The organism is Pseudorhodobacter wandonensis (assembly GCF_001202035.1).
GTDB lineage: Bacteria > Pseudomonadota > Alphaproteobacteria > Rhodobacterales > Rhodobacteraceae > Pseudorhodobacter > Pseudorhodobacter wandonensis.
On sequence record NZ_LGHT01000044.1, the window covers coordinates 103,579 to 118,966 of the forward strand.

Annotated in this window: 16 protein-coding genes; 11 read left to right on the forward strand and 5 right to left on the reverse strand. The window is 57.6% G+C overall.

Annotated features, from left to right (window positions below; translation table 11 throughout):
- The first annotated feature begins 236 nt into the window (after window positions 1–236).
- From AKU79_RS15505 to AKU79_RS15520, 4 genes are all read left to right on the forward strand, one after another.
- Window positions 237–2,081, forward strand: coding sequence for an ABC transporter ATP-binding protein (locus tag AKU79_RS15505; RefSeq protein WP_050524482.1), 1,845 nt, complete (start codon window positions 237–239; stop codon window positions 2,079–2,081).
- Window positions 2,078–3,298 carry a class I SAM-dependent RNA methyltransferase gene (locus tag AKU79_RS15510; RefSeq protein WP_050524483.1) on the forward strand — a complete coding sequence of 407 codons (1,221 nt, stop codon included), beginning with the start codon at window positions 2,078–2,080 and terminating at the stop codon, window positions 3,296–3,298. Before AKU79_RS15505 ends, AKU79_RS15510 begins: the two co-directional genes overlap by 4 nt.
- A 22-nt stretch (window positions 3,299–3,320) precedes the next feature.
- Window positions 3,321–4,121 (forward strand): ion transporter, encoded by an 801-nt coding sequence (locus AKU79_RS15515; protein ID WP_050524484.1) that lies wholly within the window; start codon window positions 3,321–3,323, stop codon window positions 4,119–4,121.
- Between the two features lie 90 nt (window positions 4,122–4,211).
- Window positions 4,212–4,715, forward strand: coding sequence for a L,D-transpeptidase family protein (locus AKU79_RS15520; protein ID WP_050524485.1), 504 nt, complete (start codon window positions 4,212–4,214; stop codon window positions 4,713–4,715).
- A gap of 89 nt (window positions 4,716–4,804) precedes the next feature.
- Here AKU79_RS15520 and dalA read toward each other — a convergent pair whose 3' ends face one another.
- Window positions 4,805–5,335, reverse strand: a complete 531-nt coding sequence (dalA, locus tag AKU79_RS15525) for a divisome-associated lipoprotein DalA (protein ID WP_050524486.1) — start codon at window positions 5,333–5,335, stop codon at window positions 4,805–4,807.
- 160 nt (window positions 5,336–5,495) lie between these two features.
- Here dalA and AKU79_RS15530 point away from each other — a divergent pair, with 160 nt between their 5' ends.
- Together AKU79_RS15530 and AKU79_RS15535 are read left to right on the forward strand one after the other, a co-directional pair.
- Complete coding sequence (locus AKU79_RS15530) at window positions 5,496–6,092, forward strand: L,D-transpeptidase (RefSeq protein WP_050524487.1); 597 nt, start codon at window positions 5,496–5,498, stop codon at window positions 6,090–6,092.
- Window positions 6,093–6,362: 270 nt separating this feature from the next.
- Complete coding sequence (locus AKU79_RS15535) at window positions 6,363–6,542, forward strand: hypothetical protein (protein ID WP_050524488.1); 180 nt, start codon at window positions 6,363–6,365, stop codon at window positions 6,540–6,542.
- A 73-nt stretch (window positions 6,543–6,615) separates the two neighbouring features.
- Here AKU79_RS15535 and hemH read toward each other — a convergent pair whose 3' ends face one another.
- Both hemH and AKU79_RS15545 read right to left on the reverse strand, forming a co-directional pair.
- On the reverse strand, window positions 6,616–7,695 hold the full coding sequence (gene hemH, locus AKU79_RS15540; protein WP_050524489.1) for a ferrochelatase: 1,080 nt from the start codon (window positions 7,693–7,695) through the stop codon (window positions 6,616–6,618).
- 51 nt (window positions 7,696–7,746) lie between these two features.
- On the reverse strand, window positions 7,747–8,580 hold the full coding sequence (locus AKU79_RS15545; protein ID WP_050524490.1) for a methyltransferase domain-containing protein: 834 nt from the start codon (window positions 8,578–8,580) through the stop codon (window positions 7,747–7,749).
- A gap of 23 nt (window positions 8,581–8,603) precedes the next feature.
- Here AKU79_RS15545 and AKU79_RS15550 point away from each other — a divergent pair, with 23 nt between their 5' ends.
- From AKU79_RS15550 to AKU79_RS15570, 5 genes are read left to right on the forward strand one after another with little or no spacing between them, the layout of a single operon-like run.
- Complete coding sequence (locus AKU79_RS15550; protein WP_082224074.1) at window positions 8,604–9,326, forward strand: ComF family protein; 723 nt, start codon at window positions 8,604–8,606, stop codon at window positions 9,324–9,326.
- A gap of 36 nt (window positions 9,327–9,362) precedes the next feature.
- Window positions 9,363–9,620, forward strand: coding sequence for a glutaredoxin 3 (gene grxC, locus AKU79_RS15555; protein WP_050524844.1), 258 nt, complete (start codon window positions 9,363–9,365; stop codon window positions 9,618–9,620).
- A gap of 3 nt (window positions 9,621–9,623) precedes the next feature.
- Window positions 9,624–10,457: a carbon-nitrogen hydrolase family protein gene (locus AKU79_RS15560; protein WP_050524492.1), complete on the forward strand. Its 834-nt coding sequence runs from the start codon at window positions 9,624–9,626 to the stop codon at window positions 10,455–10,457.
- Window positions 10,457–10,900, forward strand: a complete 444-nt coding sequence (locus tag AKU79_RS15565) for a MarR family winged helix-turn-helix transcriptional regulator (RefSeq protein WP_050524493.1) — start codon at window positions 10,457–10,459, stop codon at window positions 10,898–10,900. The genes AKU79_RS15560 and AKU79_RS15565 overlap by 1 nt, the downstream gene beginning before the upstream one ends.
- Before the next feature lie 6 nt (window positions 10,901–10,906).
- Complete coding sequence (locus AKU79_RS15570; RefSeq protein WP_050524494.1) at window positions 10,907–11,551, forward strand: sugar transferase; 645 nt, start codon at window positions 10,907–10,909, stop codon at window positions 11,549–11,551.
- 73 nt (window positions 11,552–11,624) lie between these two features.
- On the opposite strand, the gene AKU79_RS15575 is transcribed toward AKU79_RS15570, so the two are convergent.
- The gene (locus AKU79_RS15575) at window positions 11,625–13,340 is read right to left on the reverse strand and encodes a hydantoinase B/oxoprolinase family protein (RefSeq protein ID WP_050524495.1); all 1,716 of its coding nucleotides are present in this window, start codon (window positions 13,338–13,340) and stop codon (window positions 11,625–11,627) included.
- A complete protein-coding gene (locus tag AKU79_RS15580) occupies window positions 13,333–15,366 on the reverse strand; it encodes a hydantoinase/oxoprolinase family protein (RefSeq protein ID WP_050524496.1) in 2,034 nt (677 codons plus the stop codon). Before AKU79_RS15580 ends, AKU79_RS15575 begins: the two co-directional genes overlap by 8 nt.
- Window positions 15,367–15,388: the final 22 nt, after the last annotated feature.

Sequence of the window (15,388 nt, forward strand, 5' to 3'; positions counted from 1 at the left end):
AGGCAAGAGTCAAGCGAGGTAGAATCTGTCATACAAGGATTGCTTTACGCTGGCTGCGGGGCAAAACGGTGATTGCGATTGCGTACAGCCTGACTGCGATCGCGCTTTGTGGCGCTGGGCGATAGTGTGATTGAGGAAATTGGCGACCATGCCGCGCTTTTGGTGCAAGGTGGGCTATATGCCAACTTCTGGGCCTGCCAATCGGGTGGATTTTTGAGAACCGAAAAGGATATGGAATGAGTTTTGTCACGCGCATCGGCGGCTTGATCGAGGCGTTTCGCCCGGCCGATGGCCCGCCACCGCAAAATCTGGGCGCATTCTTTCGCTGGTGCCTAAATGGTAGCTGGCCGATGCTCTGGGTCGCGGGTGTTATTTCTGCCATTGCAGGCGCGATGGAGGTGGTTTCGGCCTTGTTACTTGGCTGGGTTATTGATGCTGCGCTAACCTCTGGCGCGGATGTGTTTTTCAGCAAGAACTTTTGGTTGCTGTTTGGCTTCATCGGCTTTTATCTGATTTTGCGGCCATTGGCCTTTGCAGCCTCGGCCGCGTCAAACTCGATTATCGTTGGGCCGAATGTGTTGCCCTTGGTGTTGTCACGCCTGCACCGCTGGACCCTGGGGCAGGCGGTGACGTTTTTCGACAATGATTTTGCGGGTCGGATTGCGCAAAAGCAGATGCAAGCCGCGCGTGCCGTCACCGATGTGGCGACCGAGGTGATCAATACTGTGGCTTTTGCTTTGGCCTCGGTGATCGGTTCGGTTGTCTTTTTGTTTTCGGTTGATTACCGGGCCGCGTTGGCGCTGGCAGTGTGGCTGGTTGGTTACGTGTTTACGATCCGGTTTTTCATGCCGCGGGTACGGGTGAATTCGGCGGCGCGGGCCTCGGCGCGGGCGATGGTAACGGGGCAGGTGGTCGATACGATCACCAATATCAAAACCGTGAAACTGTTTGCCCATTCGGCGTTCGAAGACCAAGTGGCCCTGAAGGCGATGCAGGTCTTTCGCGATAGGTCGCTGGAGTTTGGCCAAATCTCAACGATGTTCCGCCTTGCGCTGATGACGCTTTCGGGCACGTTGCCGGTGTTGCTGATCGGCGGCACGTTGTGGCTGTGGTCGCATGGTATGACGACGGCGGGCGCGATTGCGGCCTCGGGGGCAATCGCGATGCGGATTGCGCAGATGTCGGGTTGGGTCAGTTTTACATTGATGTCGATCTACACATCGATTGGCGAGGTCGAGGATGGCATGCGTACCCTGTCCATTCCGCACACGCTGGCCGATGCGCCTGATGCGATTTCACTGCCACGCGTCAAGGGCGAAGTGAAATTTCAGGATGTGTCCTTTGCCTATGGCCGCAAGCGCGGCGGGGTGGAAAACATCAATCTGACCATTCGCGCAGGCGAAAAACTGGGCATCGTCGGTGCCTCGGGCGCGGGCAAATCGACGCTGGTTTCGCTGCTTTTACGTCTCTATGACACCGAAAAAGGAGCAGTTTTGATTGATGGCCAGGATGTCCGTACCGTAACCCAGGAAAGCCTGCGGCGGCAAATCGGCATGGTCACGCAGGAAACGGCGATGTTCAACCGCTCGGCCCGTGATAACATCAAATACGGTCGTCCCGATGCCGACGAGGCGGCGGTAATTGATGCCACCCGTGCCGCCGAGGCGCATGAGTTTATTGAACACATGATCGACCATAATGACCGTAAGGGCTATGATGCGTATCTGGGGGAACGGGGTGTGAAACTGTCTGGCGGGCAGCGCCAACGCATTGCGCTGGCCCGCACCTTCCTGAAGGACGCGCCAATTCTGGTTTTGGATGAGGCGACGAGCGCGTTGGACAGCGAAGTTGAAGCCGCCATTCAGGAAACGCTGGGCAAGGTGATGGAAGGCAAAACCGTGTTGGCAATTGCGCATCGCTTGTCAACGATTGCTGCGATGGACCGCATTGTGGTGCTGGACAATGGCCGCATAGTCGAAGAAGGCAGTCATGACGCGCTGTTGGCGATGAATGGCCTTTACGCGCGGTATTGGAACCGCCAATCCGGCGGGTTTATCGGATCGGAAGAGGCAGCAGAGTGATAGTAACAATCGAACGTTTGGGCCATTTGGGTGACGCAATCGCACAGGGCGAAAACGGCCAGATTTTTGTGGCTCAGATGCTGCCGGGTGAGGTGGTAGAGGGTGATCTGCAAGGCGACAAGCTGGTCAACACCCGTATCATTACGCCGTCGCCTGATCGCGTGCGCCCGCCTTGCGCCCATGCCCGCACTTGCGGCGGTTGCTTGATGCAGCACGCGACCGATGATTTGGTTGCCACTTGGAAAACCGAAGTTGTGCGCTCCGCTTTGGCGGGGCAGGGGATAGAGGCACCGTTGCGGCCCATTCTGACCTCGCCCGCCAATTCGCGGCGACGTGCGGTGATTGCGGGGCGGCGCACCAAAAGCGGCGCTATGCTGGGCTTTCATGCGCGCGGGTCTGATGCGTTGGTTGCGGTGCCGAATTGCCAGTTGCTTCACCCCGATCTAATGGCGGCCTTTCCGGCGCTTGAGGCGCTGGTGCTAACCGGTGGCTCGCGCAAATCCGAACTGGCGCTGACGATTACGCGCACCCTTGCAGGTGCCGATATTTCGGTGACGGGCGGCAAGCCCTTGGATGGGCAGCTGCGGCTGGAACTGGCCCGCGTGGCCGAGGCGCATGGCCTGTCGCGCCTGTCGTGGGAGCATGAGGTGGTGGCGTTGCGCACCGCGCCGATGCAGGCGATGGGCCGCGCCATGGTCGCCCCACCCCCCGGTGCGTTTTTGCAAGCGACCGAGCAAGGGCAAGCCGACTTGCTGGCTGCAGTGCAAGAGGCTGTGGGCGATGCCAAGCGTGTCACGGATCTTTTTGCGGGATCAGGCACTTTTGCCCTGCCCTTGGCCGAAAAGGCCGAGGTTTTCGCTGTCGAAGGCGATGCCGCGATGATTGCTGCGCTGGATAAAGGTTGGCGTCAGGCCGAAGGGCTAAAGCGTGTCACCTCTGAGGTGCGTGATCTGTTCCGCCGCCCGCTGGAACCGGATGAGTTCAAGAACGTGCAAGCCGTGGTGATCGACCCGCCGCGTGCAGGTGCCGAGGCACAGACCAAAACGCTGGCGCAGACAAAGGTGCCGGTCATTGCCTTTGTCTCTTGCAACCCTGTTACCTTTGCCCGCGATGCCAAGGTTTTGATTTCGGCAGGGTATACACTTGATTGGGTGCAGCCTGTTGACCAATTCCGTTGGTCATCCCATGTAGAGCTTGCCGCGCGTTTTAGCCGGTAACATCCGCCCGAGAGAGCCCAATATGACCCTTCGCGCCCGCGTTGCTGCCTTAATGAACCTGCCGTTTACCCAGCGGTTTGTCCTTGGTGTTATCCTGTTCAACGCCGTTTTGCTGGGGTTAGAGACATCCGAGACGGTCATGTCCAGTTTTGGCCCGGCGGTGATTTTTCTGGATACGCTTTGCCTTGGTGTTTTTATCATTGAGATTTCGCTAAAGCTATTTGCGCTGGGCCCGCGGTTTTTCAAATCAGGCTGGAACATTTTTGACATGATTGTCGTGGGCATTGCCATTGTTCCCGGCGCGCAATCGCTTTCGGTGCTGCGTGCATTGCGGATATTGCGATTGCTGCGCGTCATCTCGGTCGCGCCCTCGTTACGGCGCGTGGTCGAAGGGTTTGTGACCGCGCTGCCGGGCATGGGTTCGGTGTTTTTGTTGATGGCGATTATCTTTTACATCGGTTCGGTCATGGCGACCAAATTGTTTGGCGCGGCGTTTCCCGAATGGTTTGGCACGCTTGGTGCCTCGGCCTATTCCTTGTTCCAGATCATGACGTTGGAAAGCTGGTCGATGGGCATCGTGCGTCCGGTGATGGAACAATACGCCTATGCCTGGGCGTTCTTTGTACCGTTTATCATGATGACAACCTTTGCCGTGGTAAACCTTTTGGTAGGTTTGATCGTCAACTCGATGCAAGATGCGCATCATCAGGCCGATGTTGAACGGACGGATGAGTACCGCGAAGAGGTAATCCAACGTCTGATTGCGATTGAACAACGGCTTGCTGCGCAAGATGACAAGCCTGAAAGCCAAGAACGCCAATAGAGAATTCCTGTTCCCCTGCCGCGCGTTCTGGGCTATCAGGCGCGCAAATCATAGGGTGGTAAAAACCATCGATACATATTGAGGCGTGGAATGCGGATTCTAAAGCAAATTGCGGCGTTTTTTCTGGTTGTTGGGCTGGCGGCCTGCGGCGGTGGTGACGGAAAGTTTCAAAAATATGACGGGCCAGCGATAACTCAGATTGTTGTCTATAAGGGCGCGCATAAAATGCAGATGTTCCATGGCAATAAAATCGTAAAAATATACGATGTGTCATTGGGCTTTGCGCCAACCGGACACAAACAGTTTGAAGGTGACGGCAAAACGCCAGAGGGCGCGTACCGGATTGACCGGCGCAACCCGAACAGCCGCTACCATCTATCTTTGGGCATCAACTATCCGAATAAAGCAGATATCGCCTATGCCGAGGCGCAAGGCAAAGAACCCGGAGGCGATATCTTTATCCATGGCAAAACCGGATTTGGCGGCAAGAACATTGGCGATTGGACCTTTGGCTGCATAGCGGTGTCGGATGAAGAGATCGAAGAAATCTATGCGATGGTGCAAGATGGAACGCCGATCTTTATTTTCCCATAAAGGTTAGCAAATCAAAAAGCCCCGGGCATTCAATGCTCGGGGCTTTTCAAATATTATGGTTTCGTTTCGTTTCGGTCGCGGCGCCTGGGTTAATTACCAAGCCCCGCTTCCGAGCCTGTTACCAAAGTCCACCAAATCTTGCCCGATGGCTCTTGGAACCAGGCAAAGCCAATCTCATGGGCTTGCGGGTCCATAATAATATCACGCGTATCTGCCTCGGCCATCCATGCCGACAAGGTTTCAAGCTCTGTTTCAAATGTTTCAGAGATGTTTTCGCCGACCAGTCGGCCTGTATAGCCGACGCGTTGAACGCGGTCCAAGGGCGACGACCCGTCAGACCCGAAATGCCATGGCCGGTTCTGGACCGACATATCGCGGGAGTGGGTCGCTGCTGCGGCGTTCAGTTGGGCGTTGAATTGCAAAGGTGCGGCACCTTTTGCATTGCGCAAAGCGTTTACAGAATCAAGCAAGCGAAAAGGGATAATTGCCTCTTGCGCACTGTCAATCTTGTAAACTTGGGGCAATGGGCGACCATCGCTTCCCACTTTGATTTGGTTTCCTGTACCACAAGCGGCAAGCGCAAGGGACGCACAGACTGCGATAACGGACAAAGCTCTCATTTTATTCCCATTCGGTGCCAAACTAGCCCCGTCTTTAGCGCTTTGTTCACGCATGAGCAAATGCAACTCTGCAATATCCCGCCTAGCCACATCACTGTGATTTGAAAGCCGCCGCAAAAAGAGTTACTTATGGCGCAGGCTATCAACAAGGAGTCTGGCGATGAATGCCGACCGATCAAAGCAGTTTAACAGGCGCACATTGATGGGTGCGGCCGCCGCAACTTTGGGTATGTCGGCGGTGCCATCCTTTGCTCAGGACAACTCGACCGAAATGGAGCCTGTCAACAGCGCCGTTCGCAACAACATTTCAAGCTTCCGGATGTTGGACTGGCGCCCCTATTTCAGCGACACGAAAAACGGTGCGATTTTGGTTGATACGACCTCGCGCGCTTTGCATTTCTGGTCCGAAGACCAAACGATTTACAAGCTGTATCCGACGTCGGTGCCGCTGACCGAAGATCTGACCCGTCGTGGGCGGACCGAGGTTGTTCAAAAAGTGGTTGGGCCTACATGGCGCCCCACGCCCGAGATGAAAATACGCAATCCAGAATGGCCGGATGTGGTTGGACCTGGCCCGGATAACCCGTTGGGTACACATGCGCTTTATTTGTCTTGGACCTATTATCGAATCCACGGCACGCATGACACGCGCAAAATCGGTCGGCGCTCGTCAAACGGCTGCGTTGGCCTATATAATGAGCATATCGCCATTCTTTTTGGCCTTACAAAGGTCGGGACGCAGGTTCTTTTGGTTTAAGGGCAGGTGAAATCGAACGATGTACAAGGGGCCAACGGCCCCTTTTTTTATATTTTACCCAAAACTGCGTAGGCGCTTGGTCATCTGAGGCATTTGGGGAACCAAGAGTGTTGCTAAATTGACGAAACTATCAGTCGACGTGTCAGAAAGTTACGACCCAGATTGCAATCGCTCTATCAAGCAGGTTAAAAAACCCCCACGAGGTATAGTCTTGGGTGCGCGCTGTCGTCCTCTGAAAAATTCGGTTGCGCGCGAAAACTGGAGGTTACTATGAAGAAACTTGCACTCGCAGCGGCTCTGACCGTTGCTGCATCGACCGCTTTTGCTGGCGGTATGGCTGAACCAGTAATGGAACCAGCTGTAGTAGAAGCTGCAACTTCGTCGTCTGCTGGCGGCATCGTTGTTCCATTGCTGTTGCTGTTGGTTATCGCAGCTGCTGCATCGAAGTAATCCTTACGGATTGCAACGAATTAGGGGCGGTAGGGCAACCTACCGTCCTTTTTTTATGCGTCAGGCCGGGGTGTCACACCCAGCCTGCAAGGTTTTCCTTAATAACCGTGACCAGCGCATCGATATGCGCGGCATCATCGTTCAGACAAGGAATATAGGTAAAGCGCTCGCCCCCTGCATGTTCAAATGCTTCTCTGATTTCGCCGTTGATTTCTTCTAGCGTTTCAATGCAATCGGCAGAAAAAGCCGGCGCAATCACGGCAATACGTTTCTTGCCTTGCTTTGCCAATTCGGCCACATGCTCAACGGTATAGGGCTTCAGCCACTCTTCGCGGCCGAAAACCGATTGAAAGCTGGTATCAATATCAGCCTTGTCCCAACCCAGACGTTCGCGCAACAGCCGTGTGGTTTTGGCGCATTGGCAATGATAGGGGTCGCCTTCCATCAAATAGCGAATCGGCATGCCGTGATAGCTGGCAACCAGAACATCGGGCCGGTGATCCAGCTTGGCATAAGCGCGCTCAACCGAACCAGCCAGCGCCTCGATATAGGCGGGGTGTTCAAAGTATTCCGGCACGGTGCGGACGGCTGGCTGGCGCTTTTCTTTCATCAGCGCGGCAAAGAATGAGTCATTTGCCGTGGCCGAAGTCGCGCCCGCGTAATGCGGATAGAGCGGAAAAAACAATATCTTTTCACATCCTGCCGCAACCATCGCCTTGACCTTGGATTCGGTTGTCGGATTGCCGTAGCGCATGCAGAAATCTACCAGAACATCGCCGCCATAGGCCGCAGACATCTGCGCCGCAATCGCGTCGGTCTGGTCGCGCGTTATCGTCAGCAGCGGGCTTTCGTTTTTTTCATGGTTCCAGATCAGCTTGTAATTCGCACCAGAGGCAAAAGGGCGTTTGGTCAGAATCACCAGTTGCAGCAGCGGTTGCCAGATCCAATCGGAAATATCGACAACGCGCTTATCAGACAGAAATTCATTCAAATAGCGGCGCATCGACCAATAGTCGTAATTGTCAGGCGTGCCGAGGTTGGCCACCAGAACCCCTATCTTGGGCGCTTTGACTGCGGGGTGATCGGTAGGCGCGTGGGTCAGCCGCCCTTTACCTGCAGAAATATCGGGTTGGCTGTACTTGGCATCCGGCATCGCTTTTTCCTTATCTATTCATCTCAGCACCTAAGGCCAAACTGCGGTGCGTCAACCCTCGCCTTTTGTCGCAGGAACGATGATTTCTGCGGCATTCAGTGCATCCGCCAGCCGGTTTACCGCTGATCCGGGGCGCAAAGGTTTTTGCTGGCTTTCATGTGGCGCCCAACCGGTCAGGAATACCATATCAAACGTTGCTGCGACACGGCCACCGTCAACGGCATATGCCTGCGCATACAGCTCGGCCATTTTGGCAAATACAGCGCGGCGGGTCGGGCGGCGCAAGCGGTCGTTCAGCGCATTGCCTTCACCCATCGCCCGCAAGTCCTGCATCAGATGAAAGGCGTCGCGGTAATGCACCTTGCGGGCAAAGCTGTCAGCGACCGGAAGCGCGAGGCCAGCACGTTGCAGCAACCCGCCCAGATCCCTGATCTCGGCCATCGGCAAGACGCGGGGCGAAATGCCGCCTGTCACTGCTGATTCGGCCTCGGCCAGACAGGCGCGCAGCTCATACAGGGTTTGCCCGCCCAATAGCGCCGCCAGCAATAGCCCGTCGGGTTGCAATGCGCGTCGGCATTGAATCAATTGTCCCACGGGGTCATTTGCCCAGTGCAAGGCCATCGCATGGATCACAAGGTCAAATGCGCCCGGTTCCAGCGCCAATACCTCATCATCAGGGATAATCCGCGCCGTTGGAAAGGCCTCGCGCCAGAAATCGGGAAAACCGGTCACAATCGCAATCGACGTAAACGACTTATTAACCTCGGCAAGTCTTTCCTTAATCTCGTCACGCAGGTCTTCGTGCAGGAACAGGGCAGGTGCGCGCATCGCGCGGGCGCGGTTGCGGGTCAGGGCTTGGGTATCGGTCAAATCGGGCATTTTCATGCGCCGAACAATAGGAGGGAAAGTTGGGATTGCAAGCCATGCTGCGATTGGTCTACCCCCCGCAATGCCTTGGCTGTGACGAGCTTGTGACCTCGGATTTCGGGTTGTGCGGCCGATGTTGGCGCGAAACGCCGTTTATCGCGGGTTTGGTCTGCGATACCTGTGGCATTCCGCTGCCCGGCGACAATGCGGATGAGGTGGCGCATTGCGATGATTGCCTAACCCTGACACGGCCTTGGGTACAGGGGCGCGCGGCTCTGCTATACAAAGACAATGGCCGCAAAATGGTGTTGCAGTTGAAACACGGAGACCGGCTAGACCTTGCCAAACCTGCCGGAAAATGGCTGATGCGGGCGGCCATGCCTATGTTGCGGCCAGATACATTGCTTGCCCCCGTGCCTTTGCATTGGTTTCGGATGTTGCGGCGGCGCTATAACCAATCGGCGCTTTTGGCGGCATCGCTGGGCCGTTTGGCGGGGGTTGAGCATTGCCCCGACCTGCTCATCCGTCACAAACGCACCCCCAGCCAAGAGGGGCGCGACAGACACGCGCGATTCGAGAACCTGCAGGATGCGATTCGCATCCATCCCCGTCGTGGCGCAAAGGTAAAAGGGCGGCAAATCCTGTTGGTTGATGATGTTATGACCTCGGGCGCGACCCTTGCTGCCGCAACTGATGCCTGTTTGGCAGCTGGCGCGACCGAGGTTAGGGTTTTGGTACTGGCACGCGTTGCTAAGGATGCCTAAATCCCTATAGTCACTGTGACCAATAGGATGACTTTTATGAAAACTGTCGAGATTTATACATCCCCGCTCTGTGGCTATTGCCATGCGGCCAAACGCCTTCTTGCCAAAAAGGGCGCTGCCTTTACGGAATATGATGTGTCGCGCGACCCGGAAATGCGCGCCCAGATGATGCAACGTGCCAAAGGGGGCCGCACAGTCCCGCAAATTTTTATTGGCGATCAACATGTTGGCGGGTCGGATGACCTGCACGCGCTTGACCATGCGGGCAAGCTTGACGCGCTTTTGGCGGGCTGACGCATGCGCATCGGCCTTGTGCAGCTTTGTGTGACGGATGATCCGGCGACCAACCTGCCGGAAACCCGTAGGCTGGTGCAGCAGGCGGTTGACGGGGGTGCCACGTTTATCCTGACGCCAGAGTGCACGAATGGCCTGTCGTCCAGTCGCAAACATCAGGCCGCCGTGTTCCATCATCAGGCCGATGACCCCAGTTTGCAGGCATTGCGCGATGATGCGTCGCGGCTGGGCGTTTGGCTGTTGATCGGATCACTGGCTTTGCTGACGGGTGATGCCGATGGCCGCTTTGCGAACAGGTCATTTCTGATTGATCCACAGGGTGAGATCGCCGCATGGTATGATAAAATTCACATGTTTGATGTCACAGTGTCGGAAACCGAACGCTACCGCGAATCAGAGGGGTATCGCCCCGGTGATCGGGCTGTTTTGGCGCAAACACCGTTTGGCGCGGTGGGCATGACGGTGTGCTATGACGTGCGTTTTGCCTATCTTTATCGCCAGTTGGCACAGGCGGGCGCGCAAATCCTGACAGTTCCGGCAGCTTTTAACCACATCACCGGCGCCGCACATTGGGAGGTGTTGCTGCGTGCCCGTGCAATTGAGACGGGCTGTTATGTCCTCGCGCCCGCTCAAACAGGCTTTCACAATGAAACAGCAGGCGGCAAGGGGCGGCGCACCTATGGTCACAGCCTTGCGATTGCCCCTTGGGGCGAAGTGATCGCCGATGGTGGCACCGAGGTTGGCGTCACATTTGCCGAGATTGACCTTGCACAGGTCGCGCAGGCACGCGGCCGTGTTCCATCAATTTCGCATGATCGGGCGATAGTGGGGCCATAATGCCAGAAAGCGCCGAAGACCTTGCTGTTTCCCTGTTCGGAGAGCTGTTCATGGCCGATCAGCTGGCCCGCAACCGCATTTCCAAGGTTTTGCCCCGCGGGATGGAGCTGTCACATTTCGCGGTATTGAACCATCTGACCCGCGTAAACGATGAACGCTCGCCTGCCCAGTTGGCGCGGGCATTTCATGTGACCCGCGGGGCGATGACGAACACGCTGAGCAAATTGGAATGGGCGGGCCATGTTCACATCCGCCCCGATTGGGATGATGCGCGACGCAAGTTTGTGGCAATCAGCCCTTCAGGCCGCGCTGCGCGAGATGCCGCCGTGCAGGCCGTGGCGCCCCTGATCGCTGAATTCGTGACAGACTTGGGGGCTGAACGTGTGCGGGCCTTTATGCCGGTTCTGCGCGAGCTGCGCGTCAGGTTAGAGGGGAATGAGTGAGCCGGAATGCCTGCTAAAATTCCGCCCAGCAAACGATTGCTTGATCTGGTTTTGGTTCTCATCTTGTCGGCAATTCTGGTCGTTCCGTTTTCAATTTTGCTGGTTGTGATGCTTTTCAAAGAGGGTCTGCCGCTGTTTTACGTGGCCGAGCGGATGAATGGCGTGGACCAGGCTTTCTGGCTTTGGAAGTTGCGAACGATGACGGTTTCAGCTGGCGAAGCTGGCGTCTCGGGTGGTGATAAGGCAGGCCGTATCACGCCTCTGGGGGCCTTTATCCGGCGGGCCCGGATGGATGAGGTGCCGCAGATCTGGAACGTTCTGAAAGGGGATATGAGCTTTGTCGGCCCGCGCCCCCCTTTGCGGGTTTATGTCGAGCGATTTCCTGAAATTTATGCGCAGGTTTTGAAAAGCCCGACGGGCATTTCGGGGCTTGCCAGCCTGCGGTTTCATGACCGCGAAGAGGCGCTTTTGGCTGCCTGTAAAAGCGCCGAGGAAACGGACCGTGTTTATTCAGAAAAATGCGTGCCACAAAAGGCGCGGCTGGATTTGATCTATCAAAAAAACTGGTCAATCTGTTTTGATCTGAAACTGATTTGGGAAGCCGGAACCAGAATTCTGATTCACAGGTTCTTTAAGGGCCGCATATCCTAGTTTGCGGACCGCGCGCGGACATTCTGGTAAAGCATTGATATACAACACTATCGCCAAAAAAATTAACCTGAAATTAATCTTTTGAAACGCGTTTGAACAAAGTGCGCGCCTGTTCAATGGTGTAGCGGCCAAGGCGGATGTCTTCGGCGATCAGGGCAGGGTCACGCGCGGCAGGGTTGCCATATCCGCCGCCGCCGGGGGTGCGGACGCGCACGCTGTCGCCGGGTTGCAGGGCGATATCCTGGGCCTTGGACAGGTGAGGCGGGGTAAAGGTTTCGCCGCCACGGGTAATTTCAACGCGGTTTACCGCCCCATCACTGCCACCCATCGCGCCCTGTGGCCCTGTTCGGCCGTGGTCCATTACGAAACTGGCGCGCGCGGTGCCGCGCAGCAGCACCACCTCATAATCCAGCCCAAAGCCGCCGCGATGTTGGCCCGCGCCGCCCGAGCCTTCGTGCAGGGCGTAGCGGCGGTAGAGAACGGGGAAAGTTTGCTCCATAATTTCAACCGGTGGGGCCTTGGAAATACCGATGGTCGAGCAACCGTTGGATAGGCCGTCATGGTCACTATTGCCGCCATAACCGCCGCCTGAGATTTGATACATCACAAAATCCCGGCCCTTTTCGGGGTCATGCCCGCCAAGGCCGAAATTGCCCGAGGTGCCTGCGGGGGCGGCTGTTACCAGCTTTGGCACCGCCTGAACAAGGGCGGCAAAAACCGCCTCGGCGATGCGCTGGCTGACCTCGGCCGCGCAACCTGACACGGGGCGGGGGTAGTGGGCATCAAGGAATGTGCCATCAATGCCCGTGATGTGCAGCGGCTCAAACGCGCCGGCCGAGAGCGGCACATCGGGGAAAATGTGGCGTAGGGCAAGGTAAACCGAGGAAAACGTGGTCGCCTGAACCGAGTTCATCGGGCCGGCGCAGGGCGGGGAAGAACCTGTGAAATCAAAGGTCAGCCGATCGCCCGTGCGGGTGACTTTCAGCGCGATGGTTAGTGGTTCGTTTACCACGCCGTCACTGTCGATATAGGCCTTGGCGCTGTACGAGCCTTGGGGGATCAGCGCGATTTTGGCGCGCATTTGGGCAGCGGCGAGGGTGCGAATTTCAGCGATGGCTGCGGTGACGGTGGCATCGCCGTAGCGGTCCAGCAGCGCGGTAAGCCGATCTGCACCGACCAGCAGAGCCGAGGCCTGGGCCTGCACATCGCCGATGCGTTGTTCGGATACGCGGATGTTGGAACAGATCACCGCCCAGATTTCAGTGTCTAATATGCCCTTTTTGAACAGTTTGACGGGGGGAAGGCGCAGGCCCTCTTGTTCTGCTGCGGTGGCCGAGGCGGAAAAACCGCCCGGCACAGCGCCGCCGGTATCGGGCCAATGGCCGGTATTGGACAGCCAGCAAAAGATTTTGCCATCGCGGTAAAACGGCATGGCAAAGCGCACGTCCATCAGATGCGTGCCGCCAAGGTAGGGGTCGTTGACGATGTAAATGTCACCCGGTTCAGGCGGCAGGGTTTCGCCCGAGGCGATACGGCGGATGATGTGGCGAGTCGAAAACTGCATGGTGCCGACGAAGACGGGCAACCCGCGCGCGCCTTGGGCGATCAGCGCGCCATCGCTGGCGGAATAGATGCCGTCTGACCGGTCGTCAGCCTCGGCTATCACGGGGGAAAAGGCGGCGCGGCTGAAGGTCAGGTCCATCTCATCGCAGGTTTGTTGCAGGCCTGCCTGAATCACGGCGAGGGTGATCGGGTCAATTTTGGCGGTGTTAGAGCCTGTTTCAGGCATTTGGCACCTCAATAATCAGGTTTCCATCGGGGTCGGATGTAACGGTGCAACCGGGGTGGACAAGGGTTGTTGTATCCATCTGTTCTATAACCGCGGGGCCGTTAAGATGCAGGTTTAGCGGCAGGTGATCGCGCCAATAGACAGGCGTTTCTAGCCAACCGTTGAACCAAACGGGGCGGGTGGTTTGTGGGGTGGGCTTGGCAAGGCGCGCGGCGGGGTCGATCAGGCGCGACAGGTCCATTTCAGGGCGTTGGCCGATGACGGATGTGTTCAGGTTCACCAGATTGGCGCGGATTGTTGGCAGGTTCACCCGGAAACGCGCGTGGTAGGCGGCCTCAAACCGTTGTTGCAGGTCATCGCGCGTGGGGGTGGCATGGGGCAGCGGGACGCGCAGCAGGTGGGTTTGGCCGATGAACTGCATATCGGCGGAAAGCTCGGTCTGGGTGTTGGTCAGGTTGACGCCGGCGGCGTTGATGCGATCGGTGCCTGTGGCGATTTGATCGGCAAGGATGGCGTGGATTTCGGCAATATCGGCACTGTCGAGCGGGCGGTTGACGGTGCGCACGGAATCGTGGCGCAGGTCGGCGACGACGCAACCAAGCGCGTTGGTCATGCCGGGGCGGGCAGGGACCAGAACGCGGGGGATGCCAAGTTCGGCCGCAAGGGCCGTGGCGTGCAGCGGGCCTGCACCGCCGAAAGCGAACAGGGCATAATCACGCGGGTCGGCCCCGAGCGAGAGCGAGACCATGCGGATTGCACCGGCCATATGGGTGTTGGCGATGCGGATCACGGCCTCGGCCGCGGCCTCGGGGGAAAGGCCAAGGGGTTGGCCTATTTTAGTGCCGAATATGGCGGAAAGCGCGGTTATATCGGTGTTGAAGCGGGTCGCCGGAAGGCGGCCGAGCAGCAGGTTGGCATCGGAAATGGTGGGCTCGGTTCCGCCTTTGCCATAGCAGATCGGGCCGGGGGTAGAGCCTGCGGATTGCGGGCCAACGCGCAGCATGCCGCCGCCATCGACCCGCGCGATAGAGCCGCCACCTGCGCCAACCGTGCGGACATCAACCATCGGGACGTGGATCGGCATGGCGTATTCGACTTCGATTTCGTTCGATACCGGGGCGCGGGCGTTTTTGATGAGGGCGACATCGGTAGAGGTGCCGCCCATGTCATAGGTGATGAGGTTGGGGATGCCGGCGCGGCGGCCGGTGGCGACTGCGGCCATAACGCCAGACGCGGGGCCGGACATCACGGTTTTGACCGCCTCGGCGCTGACTTGGGATGCCGGGACCATACCACCGTTGCCGTTCATCACGAGGAGGTCGTGTTGATAGCCTTTGGTGTGGAGGGCGGTGGCAAGTGAGCGGATGTAGCGTTCAAGGAGCGGTTGGACGGCGGCGTTGACGGCGGCTGTGACGCCCCTTTCATATTCGCGCGATTCCGAGAGCAGGGTATGGCCGCAGGTGATGTAGTTGGTGGGCCAGATTTCGGCCGCGATTTCGGCGGCGCGTTGTTCATGGGCGGGGTTGGCATAGGCGTGGAGGAAGTGGATGACGAGAGATTCGCAGCCCATTTTAGCCAGTTTAGTGACGTTTTGGCGCAGTTCATCCTCATCCAGAGGGGTAAGAATGCGGCCTTTCGCATCCATGCGTTCGGTAACCTCGAGCCGCAGGTCGCGGGGGATGACGGGGGTGAACTGGCCCGTCATGCCGTAGGCGTGGGGGCGGGTACGGCGGCCGAGCTCTAGGATATCACGAAAGCCGCGGGTGGTGATGAGGCCGGTTTTGGCGAGCTTGCGTTCCAACACGGCGTTGGTGGTGGTTGTGGTGCCATGAACGATAAGCGCAACTTGATCGAGCGGTGTTTGGGACTGTTCGAGAGCGGCCAGGACGCCAGCTGACTGGCCGCCCGTGGCGGGGTCTAATGTTGTCGGGGTTTTGGCGAGGCGCACCTCACCCATGGCGGGGTTCAGAATAACGAGATCGGTGAAGGTGCCGCCGACATCGGCGCCTGCAATGAGGTTGGTCATCTGCTTGTGCCGGAGGGTTGAT

Coding starts and splice junctions, on each gene's coding strand:
- AKU79_RS15505 (WP_050524482.1), top strand. CDS start 237: ATGAGTTTTGTCACGCGCATCGGCGGCTTGATCGAGGCGTTTCGCCCG.
- AKU79_RS15515 (WP_050524484.1), top strand. CDS start 3,321: ATGACCCTTCGCGCCCGCGTTGCTGCCTTAATGAACCTGCCGTTTACC.
- AKU79_RS15520 (WP_050524485.1), top strand. CDS start 4,212: ATGCGGATTCTAAAGCAAATTGCGGCGTTTTTTCTGGTTGTTGGGCTG.
- dalA (WP_050524486.1), bottom strand. CDS start 5,335: ATGAGAGCTTTGTCCGTTATCGCAGTCTGTGCGTCCCTTGCGCTTGCC.
- AKU79_RS15530 (WP_050524487.1), top strand. CDS start 5,496: ATGAATGCCGACCGATCAAAGCAGTTTAACAGGCGCACATTGATGGGT.
- AKU79_RS15535 (WP_050524488.1), top strand. CDS start 6,363: ATGAAGAAACTTGCACTCGCAGCGGCTCTGACCGTTGCTGCATCGACC.
- hemH (WP_050524489.1), bottom strand. CDS start 7,695: ATGCCGGATGCCAAGTACAGCCAACCCGATATTTCTGCAGGTAAAGGG.
- AKU79_RS15545 (WP_050524490.1), bottom strand. CDS start 8,580: ATGAAAATGCCCGATTTGACCGATACCCAAGCCCTGACCCGCAACCGC.
- grxC (WP_050524844.1), top strand. CDS start 9,363: ATGAAAACTGTCGAGATTTATACATCCCCGCTCTGTGGCTATTGCCAT.
- AKU79_RS15560 (WP_050524492.1), top strand. CDS start 9,624: ATGCGCATCGGCCTTGTGCAGCTTTGTGTGACGGATGATCCGGCGACC.
- AKU79_RS15565 (WP_050524493.1), top strand. CDS start 10,457: ATGCCAGAAAGCGCCGAAGACCTTGCTGTTTCCCTGTTCGGAGAGCTG.
- AKU79_RS15570 (WP_050524494.1), top strand. CDS start 10,907: ATGCCTGCTAAAATTCCGCCCAGCAAACGATTGCTTGATCTGGTTTTG.
- AKU79_RS15575 (WP_050524495.1), bottom strand. CDS start 13,340: ATGCCTGAAACAGGCTCTAACACCGCCAAAATTGACCCGATCACCCTC.
- AKU79_RS15580 (WP_050524496.1), bottom strand. CDS start 15,366: ATGACCAACCTCATTGCAGGCGCCGATGTCGGCGGCACCTTCACCGAT.